General features: G+C 66.5%; 21 protein-coding genes and 2 pseudogenes. 6 read left to right on the top strand and 17 right to left on the bottom strand.

Annotation, left to right across the window (positions count from 1 at the left end):
• Positions 1–21 precede the first annotated feature (21 nt).
• The 3 genes from AC5P8Z_RS13655 (at position 22) to AC5P8Z_RS13645 (ending at position 2,848) form a co-directional block, all read left to right on the top strand.
• A complete protein-coding gene (locus AC5P8Z_RS13655; protein ID WP_495229284.1) occupies positions 22–648 on the top strand; it encodes a TetR/AcrR family transcriptional regulator in 627 nt (208 codons plus the stop codon).
• A gap of 12 nt (positions 649–660) precedes the next feature.
• A complete protein-coding gene (locus tag AC5P8Z_RS13650; RefSeq protein ID WP_495229283.1) occupies positions 661–1,773 on the top strand; it encodes a DNA glycosylase AlkZ-like family protein in 1,113 nt (370 codons plus the stop codon).
• A gap of 283 nt (positions 1,774–2,056) precedes the next feature.
• On the top strand, positions 2,057–2,848 hold the full coding sequence (locus AC5P8Z_RS13645; protein ID WP_495229282.1) for an exodeoxyribonuclease III: 792 nt from the start codon (positions 2,057–2,059) through the stop codon (positions 2,846–2,848).
• On the opposite strand, the gene AC5P8Z_RS13640 is transcribed toward AC5P8Z_RS13645, so the two are convergent.
• From AC5P8Z_RS13640 to AC5P8Z_RS13570, 15 genes and pseudogenes are all read right to left on the bottom strand, one after another.
• A complete protein-coding gene (locus tag AC5P8Z_RS13640; protein WP_343229539.1) occupies positions 2,849–4,567 on the bottom strand; it encodes a sensor domain-containing diguanylate cyclase in 1,719 nt (572 codons plus the stop codon). It abuts the gene before it with no gap.
• Positions 4,568–4,687: 120 nt separating this feature from the next.
• Positions 4,688–4,882, bottom strand: a complete 195-nt coding sequence (locus AC5P8Z_RS13635; protein ID WP_286068462.1) for a hypothetical protein — start codon at positions 4,880–4,882, stop codon at positions 4,688–4,690.
• On the bottom strand, positions 4,882–5,517 hold the full coding sequence (locus AC5P8Z_RS13630; RefSeq protein WP_286072034.1) for a DNA-3-methyladenine glycosylase: 636 nt from the start codon (positions 5,515–5,517) through the stop codon (positions 4,882–4,884). The genes AC5P8Z_RS13635 and AC5P8Z_RS13630 overlap by 1 nt, the downstream gene beginning before the upstream one ends.
• Positions 5,518–5,589: 72 nt before the next feature.
• Positions 5,590–6,549: a cation diffusion facilitator family transporter gene (locus tag AC5P8Z_RS13625; RefSeq protein WP_495229281.1), complete on the bottom strand. Its 960-nt coding sequence runs from the start codon at positions 6,547–6,549 to the stop codon at positions 5,590–5,592.
• Between the two features lie 69 nt (positions 6,550–6,618).
• Positions 6,619–7,203 carry an AprI/Inh family metalloprotease inhibitor gene (locus AC5P8Z_RS13620; RefSeq protein ID WP_295568954.1) on the bottom strand — a complete coding sequence of 195 codons (585 nt, stop codon included), beginning with the start codon at positions 7,201–7,203 and terminating at the stop codon, positions 6,619–6,621.
• A gap of 206 nt (positions 7,204–7,409) precedes the next feature.
• Positions 7,410–7,667 carry a hypothetical protein gene (locus tag AC5P8Z_RS13615; RefSeq protein WP_286068458.1) on the bottom strand — a complete coding sequence of 86 codons (258 nt, stop codon included), beginning with the start codon at positions 7,665–7,667 and terminating at the stop codon, positions 7,410–7,412.
• The gene (locus AC5P8Z_RS13610; RefSeq protein WP_295568955.1) at positions 7,664–9,016 is read right to left on the bottom strand and encodes a TFIIB-type zinc ribbon-containing protein; all 1,353 of its coding nucleotides are present in this window, start codon (positions 9,014–9,016) and stop codon (positions 7,664–7,666) included. Before AC5P8Z_RS13610 ends, AC5P8Z_RS13615 begins: the two co-directional genes overlap by 4 nt.
• Positions 9,017–9,036: 20 nt before the next feature.
• Positions 9,037–10,176 carry an SPFH domain-containing protein gene (locus tag AC5P8Z_RS13605; protein ID WP_295568957.1) on the bottom strand — a complete coding sequence of 380 codons (1,140 nt, stop codon included), beginning with the start codon at positions 10,174–10,176 and terminating at the stop codon, positions 9,037–9,039.
• Positions 10,177–10,277: 101 nt separating this feature from the next.
• Positions 10,278–11,168: pseudogene (locus AC5P8Z_RS13600) on the bottom strand (NAD(P)-dependent oxidoreductase); the annotation flags it as partial.
• A 45-nt stretch (positions 11,169–11,213) separates the two neighbouring features.
• Complete coding sequence (locus tag AC5P8Z_RS13595) at positions 11,214–12,530, bottom strand: transporter (RefSeq protein ID WP_495229280.1); 1,317 nt, start codon at positions 12,528–12,530, stop codon at positions 11,214–11,216.
• A 48-nt stretch (positions 12,531–12,578) separates the two neighbouring features.
• Positions 12,579–13,328, bottom strand: coding sequence for a hypothetical protein (locus tag AC5P8Z_RS13590; RefSeq protein ID WP_495229279.1), 750 nt, complete (start codon positions 13,326–13,328; stop codon positions 12,579–12,581).
• 13 nt (positions 13,329–13,341) lie between these two features.
• A complete protein-coding gene (locus AC5P8Z_RS13585; protein ID WP_495229278.1) occupies positions 13,342–14,046 on the bottom strand; it encodes a C39 family peptidase in 705 nt (234 codons plus the stop codon).
• Positions 14,047–14,145: 99 nt separating this feature from the next.
• A complete protein-coding gene (locus tag AC5P8Z_RS13580) occupies positions 14,146–15,462 on the bottom strand; it encodes a FapB/FapC family functional amyloid domain-containing protein (protein WP_286068451.1) in 1,317 nt (438 codons plus the stop codon).
• 43 nt (positions 15,463–15,505) lie between these two features.
• The gene (locus AC5P8Z_RS13575) at positions 15,506–16,123 is read right to left on the bottom strand and encodes a FapB/FapC family functional amyloid domain-containing protein (protein WP_286068450.1); all 618 of its coding nucleotides are present in this window, start codon (positions 16,121–16,123) and stop codon (positions 15,506–15,508) included.
• A complete protein-coding gene (locus AC5P8Z_RS13570; protein WP_286068449.1) occupies positions 16,120–16,650 on the bottom strand; it encodes a FapA family amyloid fibril periplasmic chaperone in 531 nt (176 codons plus the stop codon). The genes AC5P8Z_RS13575 and AC5P8Z_RS13570 overlap by 4 nt, the downstream gene beginning before the upstream one ends.
• A 397-nt stretch (positions 16,651–17,047) precedes the next feature.
• Here AC5P8Z_RS13570 and AC5P8Z_RS13565 point away from each other — a divergent pair, with 397 nt between their 5' ends.
• Together AC5P8Z_RS13565 and AC5P8Z_RS13560 are read left to right on the top strand one after the other, a co-directional pair.
• The gene (locus AC5P8Z_RS13565; protein WP_295568962.1) at positions 17,048–18,403 is read left to right on the top strand and encodes a sigma-54 dependent transcriptional regulator; all 1,356 of its coding nucleotides are present in this window, start codon (positions 17,048–17,050) and stop codon (positions 18,401–18,403) included.
• A 69-nt stretch (positions 18,404–18,472) separates the two neighbouring features.
• Positions 18,473–18,646: pseudogene (locus AC5P8Z_RS13560) on the top strand (helix-turn-helix transcriptional regulator); the annotation flags it as partial.
• 91 nt (positions 18,647–18,737) lie between these two features.
• On the opposite strand, the gene AC5P8Z_RS13555 reads toward AC5P8Z_RS13560, so the two are convergent.
• Positions 18,738–19,433: an HAD family hydrolase gene (locus AC5P8Z_RS13555; protein ID WP_495229277.1), complete on the bottom strand. Its 696-nt coding sequence runs from the start codon at positions 19,431–19,433 to the stop codon at positions 18,738–18,740.
• 188 nt (positions 19,434–19,621) lie between these two features.
• On the opposite strand from AC5P8Z_RS13555, the gene AC5P8Z_RS13550 reads away from it, so the two are divergent.
• Positions 19,622–20,470: a hypothetical protein gene (locus tag AC5P8Z_RS13550; RefSeq protein ID WP_495229276.1), complete on the top strand. Its 849-nt coding sequence runs from the start codon at positions 19,622–19,624 to the stop codon at positions 20,468–20,470.
• A gap of 18 nt (positions 20,471–20,488) precedes the next feature.
• On the opposite strand, the gene AC5P8Z_RS13545 is transcribed toward AC5P8Z_RS13550, so the two are convergent.
• Entirely contained in the window at positions 20,489–21,229 is a 741-nt protein-coding gene (locus AC5P8Z_RS13545; protein ID WP_286068445.1) for a DNA/RNA non-specific endonuclease, read from the bottom strand.
• Positions 21,230–21,304 lie beyond the last annotated feature (75 nt).

The following is a 21,304-nucleotide window of genomic DNA, read 5'->3' as shown; positions in this document are numbered from 1 at the left end:
TGCTGGCACCCTCAGCAGGGTATGAGCACGCACCCCGATCCAACGGCGCCGACCCGTGGCCGCCCACCCACCATCACCCCGGAGCGCCTGGCCGACATCGGCATCCGCCTGGGCCTGCCCAACCTGACCATGGCCAACGTGGCCGCCGAACTGGCGGTGACCCAGGCGGCGCTGTACAAGCGCGTGGCCAACCTGGAGGCGTTGAAACGCCTGGTGGCCGAGGCGGTGTTCCAGCGCTGGCAGATTCCGCGCGCGTCGGTCGACGCACCGGGTGGGCTGGAGGCCTACCTGATGCGGTTCGTGGAGTCACTGTGCGAGGTGGTGAAGGCACATCCCGGGCTGCCACCGTACCTGTTGCGGCGCACGGTGGCGACCGCGCCGATGCTGGAAAAGATCGCCTCGCACCAGGCACACGTGGCTGATGTGTTCGGCCTGCCGGTGGACAAGGCGCGCTGGCTGCTGGCCACGATCGCGTTCTATTGCATCGCCGGCGCCGATACGATCTATGCGATTGCGGACGATGAGGAAGGACAGGTGATCACCGAGTTCAAGCAGGGCATGCGGGCGCTGGTGATCGGCTCGTTGCAGATGGTGGAGGCAGACGAAGCCCTCCAGGGTCGAGCCACGCTCGACGGCTCTTCCCGATGAATGCAGTCGAGCATGGCTCGACTCTACAATGCGGCCATGCCTGCCACGCCCACCCTTGATGACATGCGCCGCTACGCGGTGGCGCGCACCCTGTTCAAGCCGACCACGCTGCTGACCGCGATCCGTCGGCTGGGCTTCGTGCAGGCCGATCCGATCCGGGCACCGGCTCGCGCGCAGGACCTGACCCTGCGGCACCGGGTGAAGGACTTCCGCGCAGGTGATCTTGAACGTCGCTATGCGCGCTTGCCGGTGGAAGAGGACTGCCTGGTGAACTACGGTTTCCTGCCGCGCGAGCATCTGGCGCTGATGCACCCGCGCGTGTCCAAGCGTGAGTGGGACGTGGAGACCCATCGCCGCGCGGCAGAGGTGCTGGCGTTCGTGCGCGAGCGCGGCAGCGTTCACCCGCGCGAGGTTGACCAGGCGTTCGCGCATGGCCGGGTGACCAATTACTGGGGTGGCACCAGCAATGCCAGCACGCATCTGCTGGATGGCATGCACTACCGTGGCCTGCTGCGCGTGGCGCGACGTGACAACGGCACCCGTATCTACGCCGTGGCCGAGCATGCCGAGGCGGATGCCAGTGAGCAGTCGCAGGTCGAACGCGCGGCCGCCCTGATTGATCTGGTGGTGCGCAAGTACGCGCCATTGCCGTCGGCCAGCCTGACCTATCTGGTGCGCCTGCTGGGCTATGGCGCCCCCCACTTGGCCGGGCAGACCCGCAAGGCATCGGCGCTGGCAAAGCAGCAGCTGGCCAGTTCCACGCTGGAGGGGACTACCTGGTACTGGCCGGCGGATGAGAATCCGCGTTCGCGCCGCTATGCACCGGACGAACAGGTGCGCCTGCTGGCCCCGTTCGACCCGGTGGTGTGGGACCGCCGCCGCTTCGAGCTGCTGTGGGGCTGGGTGTACAAGTTCGAGGCCTACACGCCTGCGCCCAAGCGCCAGTATGGCTACTATGCGCTGCCGATGCTGTGGCACGATCAGGTGGTGGGCTGGGCCAATCTCAGCGTGCGCGACGGCGCACTGGCATCGAACGTCGGCTACGCCGGCAAGTCACTGGTCCGTGACAAGGTGTTTCGTGGCGCGCTGGACGATGAGCTGCAACGCATGTCCGATTTCCTGTAGGGCCGAGCGCAACTGCGCCCACCACGGTGGGCATCTGCCGGTCACGCAGCATCCGTGCGCGTCGCTGTCGCGGAACAGGTAGGGGTCGATCTGGTAGATGGCGCGCAGCGGACGCACCGCCATGGGGCTTCTCCGTCACTGTCCAAGGATGACCAGCCTGCTGTCGCGCGTGGCATCGGTTCGTGAAACGGATGGCACCCTGCCGTGACATGGCATCCACGGACTCTGCATGCGCGGACGCGCACAGTGAATGCTCATTCCCGGCGCCGAGGAGGCTTCCTGCATGGCCCGTCGCAAGACGCTTCGCATTGCCACGTTCAACGTCAACGGCATCGGCACGCGCCTGCCACAGCTGCTGGACTGGCTGCACAGGGAATCGCCGGACGTGGTTGCCCTGCAGGAACTGAAAGCGACCGACGCCGCGTTTCCGGCTGCGTCATTGGAGGAGGCTGGGTACGGTGCGCTCTGGCAAGGTGAGGGGCGCTGGAACGGCGTGGCGCTGCTGGCACGGGGGGCCATGCCGGTCGAGAGCCGCCGCCGATTGCCCGGCGAGCCCAGCGACACGCAGAGCCGCTACCTGGAGGCGGCGGTGCACGGGGTGATCGTGGGTGCCCTCTATCTGCCCAACGGCAACCCGCAGCCCGGGCCCAAGTTCGACTACAAGCTGCGCTGGATGGCGCGCCTGATCCGGCATGCGCGCAGCCTGGTCGAGTTGCCGCATCCGGCGCTGCTGCTGGGTGATTTCAACGTGATTCCCACCGAAGCCGACGTCTACGACCCCAAGGCCTGGCGCCGCGACGCGCTGTTCCAGCCAGAGGTGCGCGAGGCCTTTGAACGGCTGCTGGCGCAGGGCTGGACCGATGCGTTGCGAAAGGTGCACGGCAACGCCACGATCTACACCTTCTGGGATTATTTCCGCCAGCATGCCGAGCGCGACCGTGGGTTGCGCATCGATCATCTGCTGTTGAACCCCGTACTGGCGGAGCGACTGAAGGACGCTGGCGTCGACCGCTGGGTACGCCTGCAGGCAAAGGCCAGCGACCACGCGCCGGCGTGGGTGACGGTAAGGGCGTGATCAACGCGCGGCTGGGTCTTCGCGTCGCTCGCGGCGTACCCGTGCGCGGGTACGGTACAGGCGGCTGTCCGCTTTCTGGATGGTGTCGGCCACCGGCTCGCCGGGCGTATTGATGGCCGCACCCATCGAGAACGCGCTGGGCGAGAGCGCGGCGTGGTCCTGGTACCAATGCTCCAGTTCGCTCAGCCGGCCGTCCGCAGGCGCGACCAGTACCACCATGAATTCGTCGCCGCCCAGTCGCACCACCGTCTCCTCCTTGCCCAGCGGTGAGCGCAGGAACGTGGCGAAGTCGACCAGGACGGCGTCGCCACGCCTGTGGCCCTGGGTGTCGTTGATGTGCTTGAAATGGTCCAGATCGAACATCACGCAGGCCCAGCGCTCGTCAATCAGTTCATCCAGCCGGTGCAGGTAACGCCGGTTGTAGCACTGCGTGAGCGGATCCTTGAAGGACATTTCGCGCAGCAGCTGCTCCTGCATCCGCAGCGCGGTGACGTCCTGAGCATGTCCCAGCACGTAAGGCGGGCTGGCTTCGTTGTCGAGCACGTTGTGATACGCCCAGTAGTGGCGCGTTCCGTCCGCGGCGATCAGCTCGATCACGCCAGCGTCGGTGTGGTTTGCCTGGATCCGAGCGAGGTAGGCCTTGAAGCCATCGCGTTTTCCCGGCGGCATCAGGTCACACAGGCTGCGCCCGATCATCTGGCTTTCCTCGAAACCCAGCGATTGCACGGCCGCCGGATTCACCGAGGTCAATGTCCCGTCCAGCGTGTGGGTGCAGATCAGGCCCAGGCTGTAGTGGAACAGTCGCCGGTAGCGGGTTTCGCTCGCTTCCAGCGCGTCGAGCGCGGCTCGCTCGTCCGTGATGTCCTGGATCGCCCCGACCAGGCGCGGATGCCCGTCGATCTGTTGCCGGCTGCCGACCACCCGGGTCCAGATCGCGCGCCCGTCGGCGGTGGTCATTGGCAGCTGCACCTCCCAGGACGTGCCTTCGTCGATGCAACGCTGCACTGCTGCCCGGATGATGTTGCGGCTGTCCTCGCGATAGAACGACAGCGCGGTGTCGAGCGTCGGTTCAAAGTTGCTGCGCACGCCGTGCAACTGCTTGGTTTCGCGGGTCCAGCGCACTACGTTGGTCACCAGGTCCATCTCCCAGCCGCCCACCCGGGCAGCACGGTTGGTGCGCTCCAGGAAGTCCTCGCTGCGTTTCAGCTCACGATGCAGCGCCTTGGCCTGACCCACTTGCGCCATCAGCGTGCTGCGCTGCTCCAGCACCTGGGTGGTGACCCGGGCAAGGTGCACCATCAGCTCGCGCTGGGACGGAGACAGCACGCCGGGCATCGGATCGAGCAGGCACAGCGTGCCGATACGTGCGCCGTGCGCCGAGCCCAGGGGGATGCCAGCGTAGTGGCGGATGCGCGGCCCACCCGTCACCAGCGGATTGGTGGAGAAGCGTGGGTCTTGGCGCGCATCGGGTATCTCGAACAGCTCGTCCTGGCGTATGGCATGGCTGCAGAAGGAAATTTCGCGGGCCGTTTCGCTGACGCCCTCAAGGCCGATGTTGGCCTTGAACCACTGGCGGTCCTCGGCCACCACGCTGATCAGGCCCATGGTCATGCCGGTTGCGGCGCGGGCGGCGGCGGCGATGGCATCGAACACCGGCTCCGGCGGCGTATCCAACAGGTGCAGTCGTTCGATTTCGAGCAGTCGTTCGGCTTCGTCCATGGCGCTTTTCAGGGCTAAGTGGCGAGGGCGCTTGCGGCGGCTGTCTGGGGCTACGCTAGCGCGCACGGCGTTATGTATCTCCATGGCTGGGTGATGCCGATGTGAGGTGGCCGCGCCAGTTCAGTGCTCGCGCAGCGACGCCTGCAATGCGGTTGCCAGCGCCGCGTCTCCCGACACCAGATCCTGCCAGCGCAACGTAATGCCCTTGCGTCGCCCCTTCTCCACCAGCTTCAGGCCGTCTGGGTCTACAGTCAGGGTGTAGGGCTGGCCATCGATCTCCAGTTCGCGTCGCAACGGCTTGTCGAGAGGTGTCATCATCGTTTCCTTTCGGCGGCGGAGATGCGACGTCGCCGCACCGATACGTGACGGTGGTCACGGACGTGCCATCGCCAAGGGAAATCGACGGCGCGCGTGATTCCGATCCGTGGACCAACCTCCGGGTCGGACGGAGGCGGGGTGCCATCGCTGGTGATCACGATGCCATGGTTGCCTGTCACCAGATCGGCGCCGTCGAAGCTGCGGTCCAGCCCGAAGGCCTGCGAGAGCTTGCCGGGGCCGCTGGCCAGATCGTGGTCGCGGCGCGCGGCGGGACGCAGCCTCTGCATGCGCTCCAGGCCCGCCAGCGGCTCGACGGCCCGCAGCAGCACCGCCACGCCTTCACCGACCTCTCCGCAGACCACGTTGCTGCCCCAGTGCATGCCGTAGGTGAAGTAGACATACAGGTGGCCGGCCTCACCGAACATGCTGGCCGTGCGCGGCGTTGGCCCGCGATAGGAGTGCGCGGCGGGATCGTCGCTGCCGGCATAGGCTTCAACCTCGACGATGCGGCCAGCGCGACCATCGTCGCGCACCAGCAGCTTGTTGAGCAGCTCCGGCGCAACGTCGGTCGATGGACGCCGGTAGAAGCTGCGCGGCAGGATCTTCAGGGAGGCGGGCAACCAGTCCGGCACGGTGGTGGCAGGCTCGGGTGAAAGACCGTGGCACTGTGGCATCGATCAGGTGAAACGAGCGCAGACGCCGCGTCATTCCGGCGCAGGCGGTGCGGCCAATGCAGCGCGCCGGGCGGCATACACCTCCGGCGTCTGCGGCTTGATGAACAGTGCCACCAGTTCCGGATACTCGCGCTTCACCGCCGTTTCGATGCGGGTGATGCAGGCTTCGATCTGCGGCGTGCGCCGGTCATCCTCGAATTCCGCGCTGAGCATGGCGACGACCTGTTCCGGGCCCATCTGCATGGTGGTCACGCCATTGGCCCGGCGCAGGTCCGGATCGGTTTCGGCCACTGCCATGATGCGCACAGCCACCGCCGGATGGGCAGGCTCTCCGACCAGCAGTCCCTTGGTCTCACGGGCCAGAAGGAAGGCAGTCGCGGCCAGCACGCCGGCGATGCAGAGCGACGCAACGCCATCAAGCACCGGCATGTCCAGCAGCTGTGCGGCCACGAGCCCGATCAGTGCGAAACCCAAGCCCAGCAGGGCCGCGCTATCCTCCAGCAGCACGGTGAAGGTGGACGGGTCCTTGCTCCGACGGAAGGCTTCGAAGTAGCCCAGTCTGCCCTTGGTACGCCGGAACTCCCGCAGCGCGACCCACCATGACGCCCCCTCGAACAGGATGGAAATGCCCAGCACGCTGTAGCTCAACGCGTGGTTTGTGGCCGGCTCCGGCCGGCGGATGTGCTGGAAGCCCTCGTAGGCCGAAACGCCGGCACCAGCAGCGAACACCAGCAGGGCGACGATCAAGCTCCAGAAGTACAACTCGCGGCCATAGCCGAATGGATGCAGGGAATCCGGCGCCTTGCCGGCGCGGCGCAGCCCGTACAGCAGCAGAAGTTCATTCAATGTGTCGACCAGCGAATGCACGCCCTCGCTGAGCATGGCCGAGCTGCCGGAGATGCCGGCGGCGATGAACTTGGCGATGGCAATGGCCAGGTTGCCGGCGAGGGTGGCGTAGATGACCAGACGGGAACCGGTGGGAGCGGACATGTCGGCGGCGGCGCGAGGCGGATGCCCGATCTTCCCGATCAGCGCGTGCCTACTGTGTGCACGGTGCGATCAGCGCCCCTCGGGATTGAGATACAAACGCGCCCCATCCGGTTCACGGTACCCCGTCCAACGCCCGCCTCCCGACGCGTGGAAGCGCCCGAAGACCGTATTGCTGGTATCGGTCAGCAGCAGTTGGTTGCCCGACAGTACCCAGCGGTTGGCCGAGAAGAAGCCCTCCGGGCAGCCGGCTGGCACATAGGCGCTGTAGCCGCCGAACCACGCCATGTTCTTCAGCTCGATGGTGCAGGTGTTGCCGTTCTCCTGGCCCAGCGTCCAGCTGCCGAACAGATCGCTGTCGCGCACATCGCGGCCGCCGCGCTGGCGGTCGTGGTGCCAGTCATCGTTGTTGTCGTGCAAGCCGAAGTCCACGCCGATCTCGTTGCTCTCGGTGCGTGATTCGGACTGCGAGCTGCCGCTGGTGGTGACCTGGGTGGTCACCGCGCTGCTGCTCTGGGTCTGGGTGGTGCTGGATTGCGTGGTCTGGTCGGTGCGGGTGGCCTGTTCGCCGAAGCCAAGCGAGGGGGGCTGCGCAAGGGCAGGCAGGGCCAGGAAGCACAGCGCCGACAGGCAGCTACGGGCAAGCAGGGCAGCCATCGCGGGATCCTCGGAAGAGTGGATCCCGCGAGTATCGAACCGGTGGGGTGGGAGACGGTGTGAGGGTGCGCCGTGGGGCAGGCCAGCCAAGAGTATGCGCTGGCCGCTGGCGGCTACTGTTGGCCATTGGCCGGCTGCTCGTTGACGCCGGGAGAAGGAATGCCGGCCAGCGCCCGGTACCACCCGCAGCCAGGCATGGCCTTGCTCTATCCTTCCGGCTTCACCCTTACCACCCGTTTCCGGTACTCGTACACGTTGTCACCGCGGATTCGCTTCTCCTCGGTGCCGGTAACACGTCCCACCTGCTGGTCCGAGCCGGTGACCGGCTTGGCCTCGATCTCGGTCTCGTGCTCGAAGGAATGCGATTTGTCCGTGTTGCGGTAATAGCGGTACAGCGCCCAGTACAGCGCAGTCGCGCCGGCCGGACCTGCCGCCAACAGCCAGAGGCCACTGTCGTCGCTCATGTCGATGCCACCAGGAAGGCTATTGCGAGGGCTTCAATGACGGTGCCGGTGGCCAGTGCCGCCAGCAGCATCTTCCATTGCTGCACGGGCACACTGCCCATGGTTTCGCCGGTACGGCCGTTCACTGCGATGTAGTGCAGCATGCCACCGTTCTTCCCGGGCTGGTGGTAGGAGTACAGCCACACCGGCAGGTACATCGACACCCAGCGGGTGCCATGCACCTCCAGCTGTTCCTGTTCCCAGCGCACGCCACGGTTGTAGCGCCGCACCGAACCTTCCACCTGGGAGCGGGCGATCGACAGCAACTGGTCTTCCAGTCGCGGTCGCAGCTTCTCCACGTCCAGGTTGCGTTTCTCGGACGTGAAGCCGGCCAGGTACGAGGCGTTCCACTTCACCGCGTTCTTGGTATCGAACGGCAGGATGGTGTTGATGATGTTGTTGGTGTTGGCGCGCGTATCGAGATTCCCGCGCTCGGCCGAAGATTCCAGTGGCAGGTCATCAACGGTGAAGTCGACCTGGCGCTCGACCTGATAGACATCGGCATCGTACAGGGTGCGCTTGTTCTTCTCGCTGCCCACCGTGTATTCGCGTGTCTTGATCTCGCCCTTTCCGGCCAACGCCGCACTGACATTGCTGTCGACGATCATGTAGGGCAGGAATACGCCCACCACGTTTTCCGGGGTGAACTGGTCCTTGAAGGCCTTCAGCGCGAACATGCGGCGCTTGTCGACGAACTGGCGGATGCGCGCGACCGCATCGTCTTTCCTGATATGGAACGGCAGCACCGCATCGGGCACTGCGCCATTGGCGATCTGCTCGTTGACGCCGAATACGTGCCGGCACCAGTGGCAGCGTGCCGTCATGGTGCTTTCGGTATTGACCGTGACCTCGGCACCGCAGCCGGTGCATTTGAAGGTCATCAGTGCCGAGGTGTCAGTATCGATGTCACGCGCACCCGAGGCGATGATCGTACCGCGCAGCTGGTCGATCGCCTCGCCCAGCCCGAACTCCTCCTCGACCCGCGCGCCGTGCCATTCGTGACGGCAGTACAGGCAGACCAGGATATCGGTGCCGGCTTTCGGCCGGATGTCGGTGGCCCCGCACTTGGGGCAGCGGTTGAGACCGTCCTTCAGCTCGCTGGCCGAGGTATCGATGGCAACCGGGTCGGGCGCTTCCACTTCATCGCGGATCGCCTGCGGCAGTTTCGACGTGTCCAGCGGGAAACTGCCGGGCAGGGGAGGGACGTCCTGCGGCGAACCCGGGCCATCCAGCGACGCCGCCGGCAAGGGCGGCGGCGTCGTGGGCGCGGATCCGGGCAGCGGCGGTGGGCCGTTTCGGGGATCGGACATGTTCGTTGTGCGTCCTGCGGTTACAGGCCCAATGCCTTGGCTTTCAGGGCGTCATAGTCGCCCTGGGTGATCAGGCCCAGGTCCAGCATTTCCTTGGCCTTCTTCAGCTTGGCCACCGGGTCGTCCGCCGCCGGGGCGACCGGCTGCTGCATGCCACCGACACCGAACATGCCCGAGGCCATGCCGACACCGACCAGGCCCGCTGCACCGCCGTTCTCGCCGGCCGACTGGATGCCCTGGGCGACGCTGGCCTGCAGGTTGGAATTGCCGCGCGAACCGGCCAGCGCGTCGGCGCGCTGCACGGTCTTCAGCAGTTCGCGGGTGTTGGCGTCGTATTCGATCGAAACGATGGCGGTCTTGACGATGGCCAGGCCACGGTCGGACTTCCACTGGTAGCCCTGCTCAACTGCCGTCGACAGGCTCTGCGCGAAGCCCAGCGAATCCTGCTGCAGCTTGGTGATGCGGTTGCCCTTGCCCGGGTCGTTCGTGTACAGGCTGAAGGCGGGGGCCAGCGAGCCGACCACTTCATTGAACAGCTGGCTGGCGGCGGCATTGTCCAGGTCGGTGAAGTCGAACACCTGGCCCGGCTGCAGGTAGCTGGCCGGCACGAAGTTCTTCACGAACAGGATCGGGTCGACGATCTTCAGCGTGTACGAGCCACGCGTGATCGCACCGACCTGGGTGTTGAGGAAGCCGTCGTCCCAGTAGATTTCCGACTGGGTGCCGAAGCGGTTGTCCGGCAGTTCCTTCAGCGACACGAAATACGCCGCCTGCTGCGAGCCCGGCTGGCCGCCGAACTTGAAGCGCTCCCAGCTCTGCTTGATGAAGGTGCTGACCAGGCCGTCACCGGCGAAGATCGACTGCGAGTTCAGATCATCCGAGCGCCATTCGTAGCCGCCCGGCTCGGCGACGAACGCGGTGATCGCGCCGTCCTGCAACAGCAGCAGGCCGTAGCCCTCCGGCACGATGATCTTCGAACCGTTGGTGATGATGTTGGACGAACCGCTGGTGTTGGAGCCGCGGCCGGCATTGGTGCCGCGCGGCACCGCTGCGAACAGCGCAGCGGTGGACGGCAGGCCCGTCGGCACGGTGTAGAAGTCCTTCCACTGGTCGGCCAGTACACCGCCCACCGCACCTTTCACCGCCTGTACCAGACCCATGTCCAACTCCCTGTGATTCGAGGGCAGGCACCATGCCTGCCGAACGGGACTGAATATAGCAGCGGCGGAGGGCGGCAGTAGTGCCGGAAGATGAATCCGGATCAGCTCCGGCCAATGCCGCCTGGACCGGCCCGTACGGCCTGCAGCACGGCCGCCATGTCCAGCGTGCCCAATCCCGCCTGCAGCGCCTGTGCGAACAGGGCGTCGCTGGCGTCGATCAAGGGGGCATGCATGCCCACCTCACGGGCAGCTGCTGCTACCAGTCCGCTGTTCTTGTGGACATCGGTGATCGACGCCTGTACGGCGAAATCCCCGCGAACCATCTTGTCCAGCTTGATGCGCGAGACATCGCTGGCCATCGGGCCTGCGTTGACCACCTGCGCGAAGCGGTCCAGCGGGATGCCATGCGCTTCGGCGAAATGCACAGCCTCGGCCAGCCCGGTGACCAGCGTGATCAGGTACAGGTTCACCGCCAGCTTCATGCGCAACGCGGACGGCACTGCGCCACAGCACACCGTCTGCCGGCCCATGGGTGTGACCAGCGGGGCGGCCGCCGCAAGGTCGGCCTCGGCACCCGCAAGCAGGATCACCAGTTGCGCCGCTTCGGCCTGCACGCGTGAGCCGGAGACCGGCGCCTCCACGTAGCGGCCGCCCGCGGCACGGATCTCATCGGACAGCGCCTGCGAGTACGCTGCCGAACTGGTACCCATGTTGATCAGCAGGCGGCCTTCAACGCGCTCGCCAAACGCCGCGCCAGGCCGATCGAGCACGCTGTCGATGGCATCGTCATTGGCCAGCATCAGGATGAGGCTGTCACAGGCCGCGAATACCTCGCCCACTGCCTTGCAGACGTCGACGCCTGCGGCGCGCGCGGCAGCATTGTTGCGCTGGGAGCGCGACCAGCCGCATACCTCGTAACCTGCGCGAGCCAGATGGGCCGCCATGGGCGTACCCATCACTCCAAGTCCCAGGAATCCGATGCGCATGATGGACGTCCGCTGGCCGCAGAGCGCCCATCATGCCATGGGCAGTGGCGGCTAGAGCATGTACGGAATCTTGAACGCCAGGGTGAAGTCCGGCGCATCCGGGGTCAGTCCGATGCCGAGCAGGGTCACCAGCGTGGTGTGCGGGTTCAGCGCGTAGGTCACGCCCAGATTCAGGGACGCCGCATTGGCATCGCTGCCGATTACCTTCATCCACCTGCCCCCCTGGAAGCGGGTGGAGGCACGGGCACTGATGCGGTCGCTGAAGGACAGGCTGAGGCTGGTGCGTTCGTTGAAGGCAAACGCCACGCCTGCGCCGAAATACACCGAACCCCCCAGCTTCACATCGCCGGGATTGACGGTGTCGGGGTTGCTGTCAATGTCATTGAAGCCACGCGGGAAGGAGTGCACGTAGCCCAGGTTGGCGAACAGGATCGCCGGGTCTGCCGTCTTCACCATCGACAGGCCGACATTGGCCTGCCACACACCGTTGCCGGTGGGCTGCTCTTTCGGCACGGCGAAGCGGATGTAATCGTCGTTGTCGCGCTCGATCACCTTCCAGTCCAGCCCGTAGGGCGCGCGCCCGGTCGGCGCGGTCACGCCTGCGGTCAGCACCGTCTCGGGGCGCCAGCCGCGCTCGCTGAACAGACGGTAGTTCGCACTCACGCCGATGTCGCCCAGGCCATTGCCATTGGTTTCCTCCTGCGCGATCGCCGCTGCGGCACCGCCGGCACCGCCCTTCTGGTAGACCGTGCGTCGCGCAAGGTAGGGCACGTCCAGATTCAGGGTCAGGTTCGGGCTCACCCCCCAACGTGCCGCCAGGTTGTAGGTGAGTGAATCGGACTCCACGTTCTCGATGGCGATGTTGCCAAGGAAGATCGCGTCCAGTGCAAGAAAACCGTTGAGAGTGAGCTGCTTGCGGTCGTAGCGGGCGTAGGTGAGGCTGTTCTCGATGGTGAAGCGGCGCGAGAACAGGGCCGATTGCTGCTGCTTCACATCGTCCACGCTGCGTCGCGATTCCTGCCTGGCCTGCTGTGCCTCGGCCGCCGTGCTGGCGTAGCCCTCGCCATTGGGCGGCACGGCCGCCCCTCCCTGAAGCGTCGAGCCAGGCTCGACCGCCGTACCCGTTGCCGCCGCCGTTGCCGGCCCGGTGGCCCCCGTGCGCCCACTCAGTCGCGCTTGCATCGCCTGGACCTGCATGTCCAGCTCGCGCAGCCGCCGTACTTCCTGTGCGTAGTTGCTCTTCAACTGTTCCAGTTGGTTGGCCAAGGCCTGCATATCGGCGTTGTCGTCGGCCGTCGGAGGCGCGGCGAGGGCGGTGCCCGCCAGCGCCGCCAGCGCCAACGGGGTGATCCTCAGAAGGGTATGCATGTTCGTGTCCTGCGTTGTGGAACGCGTCCCCCAAATGCCGCGCCGGTGTTACTGGCCCGGCCCCATGCCGCGGTTCAGCGCAATCGCCTGGGCCACGTTCTGGCTCAACGGCAGGTTGCCGCCCGCGGAACCACGCACCAGCTCCAGCCGCAGCTGGTTGCTGGCTGCCTGGCCGTCACCGGCCAGGGCAATGCCCTGGCCGACGCTGCCATTGCGTATCCATTGCTGCACCAGCCCCTGGCCGTCCACCTGCAACAGCAGGCGTGCCTGGTTGCCCACCAGCACGGCACTGGCACTGACGCCGGCCCGCTGCGCGCTGGCCGAGTGCTGGCCATCCGCCTGTGCCTCGGGCACGGTGCCGTCGCGCACCACCAGCGTGGTGGTATTGCGTGCCACGTTGCCATCGCCGGCGACCTGCACGCTCTGCACCAGACCACTGGCGTTGGCCAGGCCGCCGCTGTCGATGCTGCGGCCGTGTATATCCGGCATCGGTGCGTCGGCGGCGGTGACATGCACGCTGGGCCGGAAGCTCAATTTCGGCGTGCCGCCGCCGCGGAAATCCATGCCCAGCGTCAGTGTGCCCTGCAGGGCCGCGCCGTTGCTGGCCTGCCATTGCGACACCATGGTCACCCCGAACCAGGCGACGGTATTGCCGCCCACCGTATAGCGGCCACGCATCAGGTTCAGTTCGGAGTCCGGAATTTCCTTCAGGCCGTGCCCGGGGGTGCCGTCCGCTGCGTGCACGGGCAGAGAAGGGGTGGCAAGCAACAGGACCATCAGCAAGGGGCGGCGGAACATGGCGGAGCCTCCTTCAGAACAGGTCGGCATGGCTGAAGCCGAAGTCGACCAGCTCGGCATCGGTGATCGGCCCCTGTCGCGCGAAGAGCGCGCGGGCACTGGGCCTCTCGCTGGGTTGCAGCAAGGCCGTGTTGCGATCGAAATCACTGCCGATCACCACGAACACGGCACGTGACGGCCACGCCGCCAGGAACTCAGGCAGGGCCAGGCTGCGGTTGCCGAGGATCGGATCGGCCACTTCAACGAAGCCCTGGTGGACCTGCTTGAGCACCACGAAATGGCGGAAGCCGCGCACATCCATCAGTACCAGGCCGGGAACGCGCAGCGTGCGCAGGCGCTGTTCGTCGATGCGATAGCCGCGACCTCGCATGCCCAGCGATTCCACGTAGCGCTTGATGTCGAGCAGCGAGAAGCCGCGCTCGGCGACCAGCGCCGGGTCGGATACCCCCATCATCCCTTCGATCACCGTCGCCTCGTCGGTGTCCAGGTGGTACGCGTGGCGCAGGATGGTCGCCAACGCCGCAGCCCCGCAGCTGTAATCGGTGTGCTGGCGCACCACGTTGCGATAGCGCCGCTCCTGCATGCTTTCCACCTTCTGCGGCAGCAGCGCGCCATTGGGCAGCACGCCACTGAAGCGCACCTCGCCGGCCCACGCCGACGCGGCGACCAGTACCAGCAGGCAGGACAGCAGGCGCATCGAAAGACGGCAACGGCTCATCACGGTCTCCGGCAGCAGGGGGGAGCCCCTGTTCCAAGGGGGAGGAGGAACAGGGGCTCCCGGGAACCCGGCCATTGGCGGACGGCCGGGGTGTTGCGCTTACTCGCCGCTGCCACCACCGCCGCCGGTGCTGGGCTGGGCGACTGCCAGGGCCAGGCTGTTGGCCTGCAGGTTGCCGGTACCGGAGGCCACGTTCACGCCGATGTTGCCGGAGGCGCCGGAGAAGGCGCTGCCGGACAATGCCGAGGTATTGGTGGCATCCACGTTCACCCAGCGCGTGGTGCTGACCGTGCCGCTCAGGCTGGCATACAGGTCGGCCACGCCCAGTTCGACGAACTGGCTGGTGCCGCTTTCACGCGTATCGAAGCCCAGGCCGCCCACCCCCGGCCGGTTGGGGTTCATCGTGGCGTTCTGGATCCCGCTGTCCAGGTCGATGTGGCCGGTGCTGTTGCCACCCGGATGCGGCAGTTCGCCGTTCCACGTATCCAGGTAGTAATTGGCCATCTGGTAGGCGTTGCCGGTGCCGCGGTAGGTGCCGGCGCCATAGGCCAGGGTCAGGCCGCTGACGCCACCATGCATGCCCACCTGCACGGTATCGGTGTAGGACCGCACGAAGCCGGCGTTGCTGACCGAGTTGCCGGTGGAGACCTGGTTGGAGCTGATGCTGGACTGCGCCACAGCGGTGGTGGCCACCGAGGCGGCGAGCGCGTTCTTCTGCTCGTTGTTGTTGCCCGAGGCGATGTTCACCCCGATGTTGCCGGATGCGCCGCCGAAGGCATTGCCACCGAGGCTGGCGGCGTTGGTGACGCCCGCGTTCTGGGTGACGTTACCGAACCCGGCCTGGTTGACGAACACCTCGGCGTCGGCCATGCCGAAGCTGAAGGAGGCGTCGGCCGCGGACAGCGATGCGGCATTGTCCTGTGCGTTGTTGTCGCCGGACACCACGTTGAAGCCGAGGTTGCCCGATGCACCGGCGCCTACGCTGTCACCGATCGAAGCACGGTTGGTGACCAGGCTGTTGCTGGTGGCGTTGTTGCTGATCGACTGGCGGTTGTCGATCACCGCGATGGCTGCAGAGTCCAGATCGATGTCGCCGGAGATGGTGGGATCACCCGAGAAGTTGACATCGCTGCTCAGGCGCAGGTCCTTCTCCAGGTTCACGTCCACGCCGTGATTGTTCTTCTCCTTGCGTTCGTCGGCCTGGATGGTGCTGTGCTTCTGCACGTTGACGTTGACGGTGCGGTTGCGCACGTCGTTGTCGGTGTGGTTGTGCGTGTCGTTGCGGGTCTCGCTGACGGTGTGGTTGTGGTTGATGTTCGCGTTGGCGTTCTGGTTGTCCCAGCCATTGGCCGCAGCGGCGGTCGAGGCAGTGGCAATCGCCATGGCGAGCATGGTCCGTTTGACGGTCGCTTTCATGGTGCCCTCTCTCTCATCAGGTGGTACATCGGTTGGGTGGTTGTCACGGGCGGTCCTGCACGACCAGGCCCAGCACATTGGCCGTGTCGTTGCCGCTGCCCGCGATCTGATTGAGTTGCAGGACCCCGTCGAATCCCCGCAGCGCGGTGCTGGCTACACCGACGCTGCGGGTCCCCGTCGCAACGCCGCGACCGGCGTCGTCCCGCCCCCCTGCCAACGCGGAACCTTCGGCGGCCAAGGCCACGTCGTCGGTTTCGCGTATGCCCTGTCGGGCCAGCGTCGCGCTGACGACGTTGAGCGTCGTATTGGCGATGCCGCTGGCCTGGTTGATGGATGCAATGCCGCTGGCGCCGGCCAGTGCTTCACCGTCGATGACGGCGGTGGCCTGCAGCGGTGCGCCCAGCACCCGGTTGCCACGCTGCAGTTGCTGGGCGTTGATCGCCACGTCGGCACGCTCGCCATTGGCGATACCGCGCAGGTTGGCCTGCACGTTGAGGTCGCCGGCGGCCTGGTTCACGGCGATGGCACCCGTCGCCCCGGCCAGTGCGCGGCCGTCGATGCGGGCCACGTCCAGATAGGCGAGCATACCGCTGTAGTCATCGGCCATCGCCATCCACGGCGTGGCGATGAACGCCAGCAGCGGCCAGTGCAGGCACTTCATTTGCCACCGGCCGGGGCAGTGCCCTGCAGCGGGAACTGGGCAAGGGCGCCGCGCACCGTATCGCTGATGCCACGGGTGCTGCTGCCAACCGCGCCGAGCGGGCCACCCATGGCAGCACCGAGGCTGCTGCCGACCATGCCATCGCCGCTGCGCCCAACCGTGCCACCAAGTGCCTGCTGCGTTACGCGCTCTACCGTGGTGCCCTGGGGCGCTGCGGGTGTGCCGGCGTGGCCCGCTCCCATGCCGGCATAGTCCTCATCGCTCAATTCGTCCATGCCGTTCGTCGTGCCGCCGGCGCCCAATGCGGTGGCGATCTCGCGCTGTGGCTTCGGGTCGGCAATCAGCGCCATGCCCGGTGGTGCCATGCGATAGGCTGGCCGCGCGGGTACGTCCCGCAACAGAACGATTTCGCCCGGCTGCGCCTTCACGCCCTGGCGGGCGCCGGACGCGGATGCGCCCGTGGCAATCGACAGCAGGGCTATTGCCAATGCTGCGGCCAGGCCGCGAATCAGGGTGGTACCGTCCATGCCGATCTCCCGCGATGGGTGCGGCGGAACCACGCATCAACCGTGCCAACTTGAAAGTGCCCACCCGCCAATGTCGGGACCGTGCAGCACCTGACCGCGGTGCTGCCACGGTGTTACAGGCACGTTGGGGGAATCGTTGGGATTTCGAAGCCCGAAGCGCCGCAGGGCAAGGGCGGGAGGCCACTGTCGCACCGGTGTTACAGGTGGCGCCGCCGTCTGCAACGGTGCCGGTTCAGCCACAGATTTCTTGACGCATTGCTCATTGCGCCGCCGTTTAGGGAAGCGCTAGGATCCGCCCAACAAGGGCCGCCCCGGTGGCCGTAGAGGTCCCGGCGGGGGGCGGCACGCCGGCGATTGCCTGACAGTCCGCCGACGGTGTCCGGATGCTGGGGGAAGCATGGCGGCGGTCCCGGAGGCTTCTACGTCACGATGCGTGCTCTGGTTCGGTGAGCCGCTGGACGGCGAGCGCAGTGCGCTGGCGGCGGCGGGCTGGCATGTGCGCAGCATCCGTCCAGACCCCGCCATGGCAATTGGCCTGCGTGGTCGCGACCGCCTGCTCGCCGTGCTTGATCTTCGCCAGTTTGATGCATCGGCACTGCAGTTGCTTGCGCCGTGGATCGAGCAGCACCAGCATCTGCCCTGGCTGGCGGTGCTTCCGCCCGGCGCAGGGCCGACCCCCGCCGCGTGGTTGCCACTGCTGCAGGCCTGCGTGGCACGATTCACGCTGCCGTTCGGCCTGCAGGATCTCGTGGCTGCCATGCGGCAGCAGTTCGAAGCGGACGATCCACCCGCCAATGCAGCCTGCACGGCGCAGGGGCCGCGCGCCTTGATCGGCGAAAGCCCGGCACTGCACGCAGTGCGCACGGTGCTGCACAAGTTCGCGCCGGTTGAACTGCCGGTGCTGGTTACCGGTGAGACCGGCACGGGCAAGGAACTGGCCGCGCATGCCCTGCACGCGCTGTCCGGTCGCGCTGGCAAGCCGTTCATCGCCATCAACTGCGGCGCCATTCCTGCCAACCTGGTGCAGTCCGAACTGTTCGGCCACGAACGTGGTGCGTTCACCGGGGCCGACAAGCGCCAGATCGGCGTATTCGAATCGGCCCATGGCGGCACCGTCTTCCTGGACGAAGTGGGCGACCTGCCTGCGGAGGCGCAGACCAGCCTGCTGCGCGTGCTGCAGGAGGGCACCTTCGAACGCGTTGGCAGCAGCCAACCGTTGCGTGCGGATGTAAGGGTGCTGGCTGCCACCCACGTGGAGCTGGAGCATGCGGTGGCGCAGGGCCGTTTCCGCAGTGACCTCTATTACCGCTTGAATGTGCTGCGCCTGCTGATGCCACCGCTGCGCGAACGGGGTGCCGACGTACAGTTGCTGGCCGAACACTTCCTGCGCTGCTTCCGGTTGCGCCACAGCGTGCGTGCACGGGGATTCTCGCCAACGGCGATACAGGCCATGCGGCGCTTCGGCTGGCCCGGCAATGTGCGCGAACTGCTCAACCGCGTGCAGCGGGCAGCGATCATGGCCGAAGGCGAGCTGATCAGCGAGCGTGACCTGGAGCTGGGCGAGCCCGTGCACGCGCTGCCCGGTGCGATGCTGCATGACGCGCGTGGCCAGGCCGAGCGCGATGTGCTGCTGCAGACCCTGCGCCAGACCGGGTACAACGTGTCCGAGTGTGCACGGCAGATGCAGATTTCGCGGGTGACGGTGTACCGGCTGTGCCGCAAGCACCGGCTGGACCTGCCTGCGCAGCGCTGAGACGGGTTGATGGCGGCCGCCGCCCCACCCACGCTTCGTCCAATGCCCTCGTGTGCTGCAGTGCCTGACATGAGCCCGAGCCCCGAACTGCTGCGACGCCTGCTGCGCGCCAAAGACCGGATGGACCGGATGGACCGGAGCAGCCATGAGGATTGGCCGGTGGGCCGCCTGGCAGAGGTCAGTGCGGTGTCGCCGGCGCACTTCGCGCGTTCGTTCAAGCAGGCCTTCGGTCTTCCGCCACACCTGTAGCTGTTTACCGGGCTGCGCCTGTTTGCGCCGCATTACGCCGGGAAATGCCGCAGCACCGGGGTGGGTGCCGCGGGTTGACCCAGGGTCAGGCGACCGCATCGGCGGCGTAGGCCGCCAGCAGCGCAGGAAGATCTTCCATGCGCTGGAAGATCACCTGGGCTCCCGCCGCGCGCAGCGCCTCGGGCGTACTGTGGTGCGGGCCACCTTCACTGAAGCCGAACACGGTGGCACCTGCAGCAACTCCCGCAGTGGCACCGGTGACAGTGTCTTCAATGACCGCGCAACGCTTCGGGTCCACGCCCAGCGCCGCCGCAGCAGCCAGATAGACGTCCGGATGCGGCTTGGTGTTCGGCATGTCCTGGCCGCTGAACACATGGCCATTGAATGCGTCGAGAATGCCGACCTTGCCCAGCTGCAGCCGCACCTTGTGCAGATCGGCGCCGGAGGCGCAGGCAATGCGACCACCGGTCGCCACGGCGATCGCACGCACCGCCTCCGGCGCGCCGCGGATCGCCTGGAGGTCACGTTCCAGCGCACGATTGCGCTGCTGGCGGAACTGCTCCAGCCATTCCTCGGTGAACGGCTTGCCGGTGCGCTCTTCGATCAGCCCGGCCAGATGGGCCACGGACTGGCCGAGAAAGACTTCGCCGGCCTGTGCCGGGGTCAGCGGCCAGCCGCGTTCGGTCAGCATCTCCGAGAGCACGCGAGCCACCAGCGGCTCGGAATCGACCACTACGCCGTCGCAGTCGAACAGCACGGCATCAAAGGGGAAACGGGACATCTACTACTCCGGGCACAGCCAAAGGGACGACGTGGCCGCTATTTTCCCATAGCGGGGCGGGCAGGGCACGCGGGTTGGAGGGGCGCTAGACTGCCGGGACAACCCGCCCAGCGGCTGGACCGGAATACGCCTTGAACCGATTGCGATCATTCCTCCGTGCCTACCCCATCCAGTTCGCGATGGCCGCCATGCTCTATGTCCTCTGCCTGCACCTGCCCGTCACCCTTCGCGTGGTCGAATTCGCGTACCGCCTGGGGCCGCCGGAGACGTCACGTGACGCTGGCTACGCGCTGGCTGAACTCGGTTTCAGGCTGAGTCTCTTCTCGGGTGCCGCGGTACTGGTGTCGACGCTGCTGTTCGGGCGTCGCGGCGCGCTGCAGATCCGGCGCCCGGTGATCGCTTCGGTCGCCTTTTTCGGGGCGCTCATCGCGCTGGATCGCGCGATGCGCATTCCGTTGGCGCAGTTGCGGTTTCCCATCTACAGCGTCGCCGCCATCAGCTTGATGGAACTTGTGCATGCACTCGTCCTCACGCTGCTGGCATTGATGCCAGCGCTGCTGATGCAGCGGCGCACAGGTACCGAGGGCGTGCACCATCACCTCATCCACGCCAGCATGGCCGCTGCGTTGACGCTGGTGGCCGGCAACTGCCTGCTCCCGATCCTGGCGATGCAGCTGCCCATGGGAATCCCGCATGGCGAGTTCATCATGCCCGTTGCCGACGGCGCTGCGCAGCTGGCGATTGCAGGCCTGGCCCTGCTGGTGGCCTGCGCACTGGCCGCGTTTGCCGGCCTGTGGGCCAGCCCACCGTCGCCGGAAGCGGCATCGACGGTGCGGAGGATGATGGTGTCCCTGATCCTGCTTGCCACAGCCCTGTTGATCAGCCTGGCCAGTCTGGCGTACCTGCTGGGTGCGCTGTCGGCTGCGGCACCGACGATATGGCGCGGGCTGGTCCTGGCCCTGGTCGTCGGCACCGCATTGCAGTTCCTGTCTGCCAGAGTGCTGGCGTCACGGGTGCTGCGCGTGCAGGTACCGTGATGTTGTTCCGCCCAGCGATCAGCCCAGGTCGCAGCCGGCCGGTTGCGGCCAGGTGGTGGCCGGCAGCATGTTCTTCAGCGATGCCGGGGCGTTGATCGCCACGTAGCTGGCACCCAGCAGTTCCTCCAGATCGGCGATGGTGACCAGGTAGCTGTCCAGGCTGCCGAGGTTCGCTTCATTGGGGATGATCCAGCTGATCGCCTTGGCGGTACCGGTATTCGGGTCGCGGGTGATGATCGTTTTCCAGAAGAACTCCGGCGTCGGGATGCCGTGGCTGGAAAGGAAGTAGTCGTTGGAGGCGTCGCCGTAGACCACACCACCATAGACATCCACCGGCGCGATGTCGCGGTAGCACTCTGCCACGTTCTCGGCCTTCACCCAGATGCCCTGGTTGAAGCTGGAGACCTGCGGAACGATGTTGGTCATGTAGTTGGCGCGGCGGATGTAGGTCGCGTTGTAATCCATGTGATTGGAGGTCACCAGATGGCCCCGGTCATAGCCGGACTTGATGCTGGCGTAGGAGGCGGTGCTGTTCTGCCCGAGGCAGCCGGCCGGCAGGTCCGGGTCCTTGTAGAAGCTGGACGGCCGCGCGGCCGAACCAGTGTCTGCCGTCAGGGTGTACTCGTAGCGGGTGGCGCTGTGGATGCTGCAGTCGTAGGTGAGCACGAAGCCGCCCTTGTTGAGGGTGACGACCTGGGCCTGGGCAGCGCCGGCGACGGCACTGAGGACGAACGCGAGGAAGAAGCTTGCAAGGCGCATTGCGGTTCTCCAGCAGAAGTTCAGGGCGCAGCCGTCCACCACGACCGTGCCGAAGCGGGGTCATGTGGAGACGGT

The organism is Stenotrophomonas sp. YJH_SMC_17 (assembly GCF_059371655.1).
The sequence above is the reverse complement of the archived record's forward strand: the minus strand, read 5'-3'. Positions and strand labels throughout refer to the sequence as shown.

Bases quoted from the DNA above. Each gene is read 5' to 3' on its own strand.
- AC5P8Z_RS13615 (WP_286068458.1), bottom strand. From the start codon at position 7,667: ATGAGCGACGACAGTGGCCTCTGGCTGTTGGCGGCAGGTCCGGCCGGC.
- AC5P8Z_RS13550 (WP_495229276.1), top strand. From the start codon at position 19,622: ATGCTCTATGTCCTCTGCCTGCACCTGCCCGTCACCCTTCGCGTGGTC.
- AC5P8Z_RS13650 (WP_495229283.1), top strand. From the start codon at position 661: ATGGCTCGACTCTACAATGCGGCCATGCCTGCCACGCCCACCCTTGAT.
- AC5P8Z_RS13640 (WP_343229539.1), bottom strand. From the start codon at position 4,567: ATGGACGAAGCCGAACGACTGCTCGAAATCGAACGACTGCACCTGTTG.
- AC5P8Z_RS13645 (WP_495229282.1), top strand. From the start codon at position 2,057: ATGGCCCGTCGCAAGACGCTTCGCATTGCCACGTTCAACGTCAACGGC.
- AC5P8Z_RS13655 (WP_495229284.1), top strand. From the start codon at position 22: ATGAGCACGCACCCCGATCCAACGGCGCCGACCCGTGGCCGCCCACCC.
- AC5P8Z_RS13590 (WP_495229279.1), bottom strand. From the start codon at position 13,328: ATGTTCCGCCGCCCCTTGCTGATGGTCCTGTTGCTTGCCACCCCTTCT.
- AC5P8Z_RS13575 (WP_286068450.1), bottom strand. From the start codon at position 16,123: ATGAAGTGCCTGCACTGGCCGCTGCTGGCGTTCATCGCCACGCCGTGG.
- AC5P8Z_RS13605 (WP_295568957.1), bottom strand. From the start codon at position 10,176: ATGGGTCTGGTACAGGCGGTGAAAGGTGCGGTGGGCGGTGTACTGGCC.
- AC5P8Z_RS13580 (WP_286068451.1), bottom strand. From the start codon at position 15,462: ATGAAAGCGACCGTCAAACGGACCATGCTCGCCATGGCGATTGCCACT.
- AC5P8Z_RS13565 (WP_295568962.1), top strand. From the start codon at position 17,048: ATGGCGGCGGTCCCGGAGGCTTCTACGTCACGATGCGTGCTCTGGTTC.
- AC5P8Z_RS13570 (WP_286068449.1), bottom strand. From the start codon at position 16,650: ATGGACGGTACCACCCTGATTCGCGGCCTGGCCGCAGCATTGGCAATA.
- AC5P8Z_RS13595 (WP_495229280.1), bottom strand. From the start codon at position 12,530: ATGCATACCCTTCTGAGGATCACCCCGTTGGCGCTGGCGGCGCTGGCG.
- AC5P8Z_RS13635 (WP_286068462.1), bottom strand. From the start codon at position 4,882: ATGACACCTCTCGACAAGCCGTTGCGACGCGAACTGGAGATCGATGGC.
- AC5P8Z_RS13555 (WP_495229277.1), bottom strand. From the start codon at position 19,433: ATGTCCCGTTTCCCCTTTGATGCCGTGCTGTTCGACTGCGACGGCGTA.
- AC5P8Z_RS13585 (WP_495229278.1), bottom strand. From the start codon at position 14,046: ATGAGCCGTTGCCGTCTTTCGATGCGCCTGCTGTCCTGCCTGCTGGTA.
- AC5P8Z_RS13610 (WP_295568955.1), bottom strand. From the start codon at position 9,016: ATGTCCGATCCCCGAAACGGCCCACCGCCGCTGCCCGGATCCGCGCCC.
- AC5P8Z_RS13620 (WP_295568954.1), bottom strand. From the start codon at position 7,203: ATGGCTGCCCTGCTTGCCCGTAGCTGCCTGTCGGCGCTGTGCTTCCTG.
- AC5P8Z_RS13625 (WP_495229281.1), bottom strand. From the start codon at position 6,549: ATGTCCGCTCCCACCGGTTCCCGTCTGGTCATCTACGCCACCCTCGCC.
- AC5P8Z_RS13545 (WP_286068445.1), bottom strand. From the start codon at position 21,229: ATGCGCCTTGCAAGCTTCTTCCTCGCGTTCGTCCTCAGTGCCGTCGCC.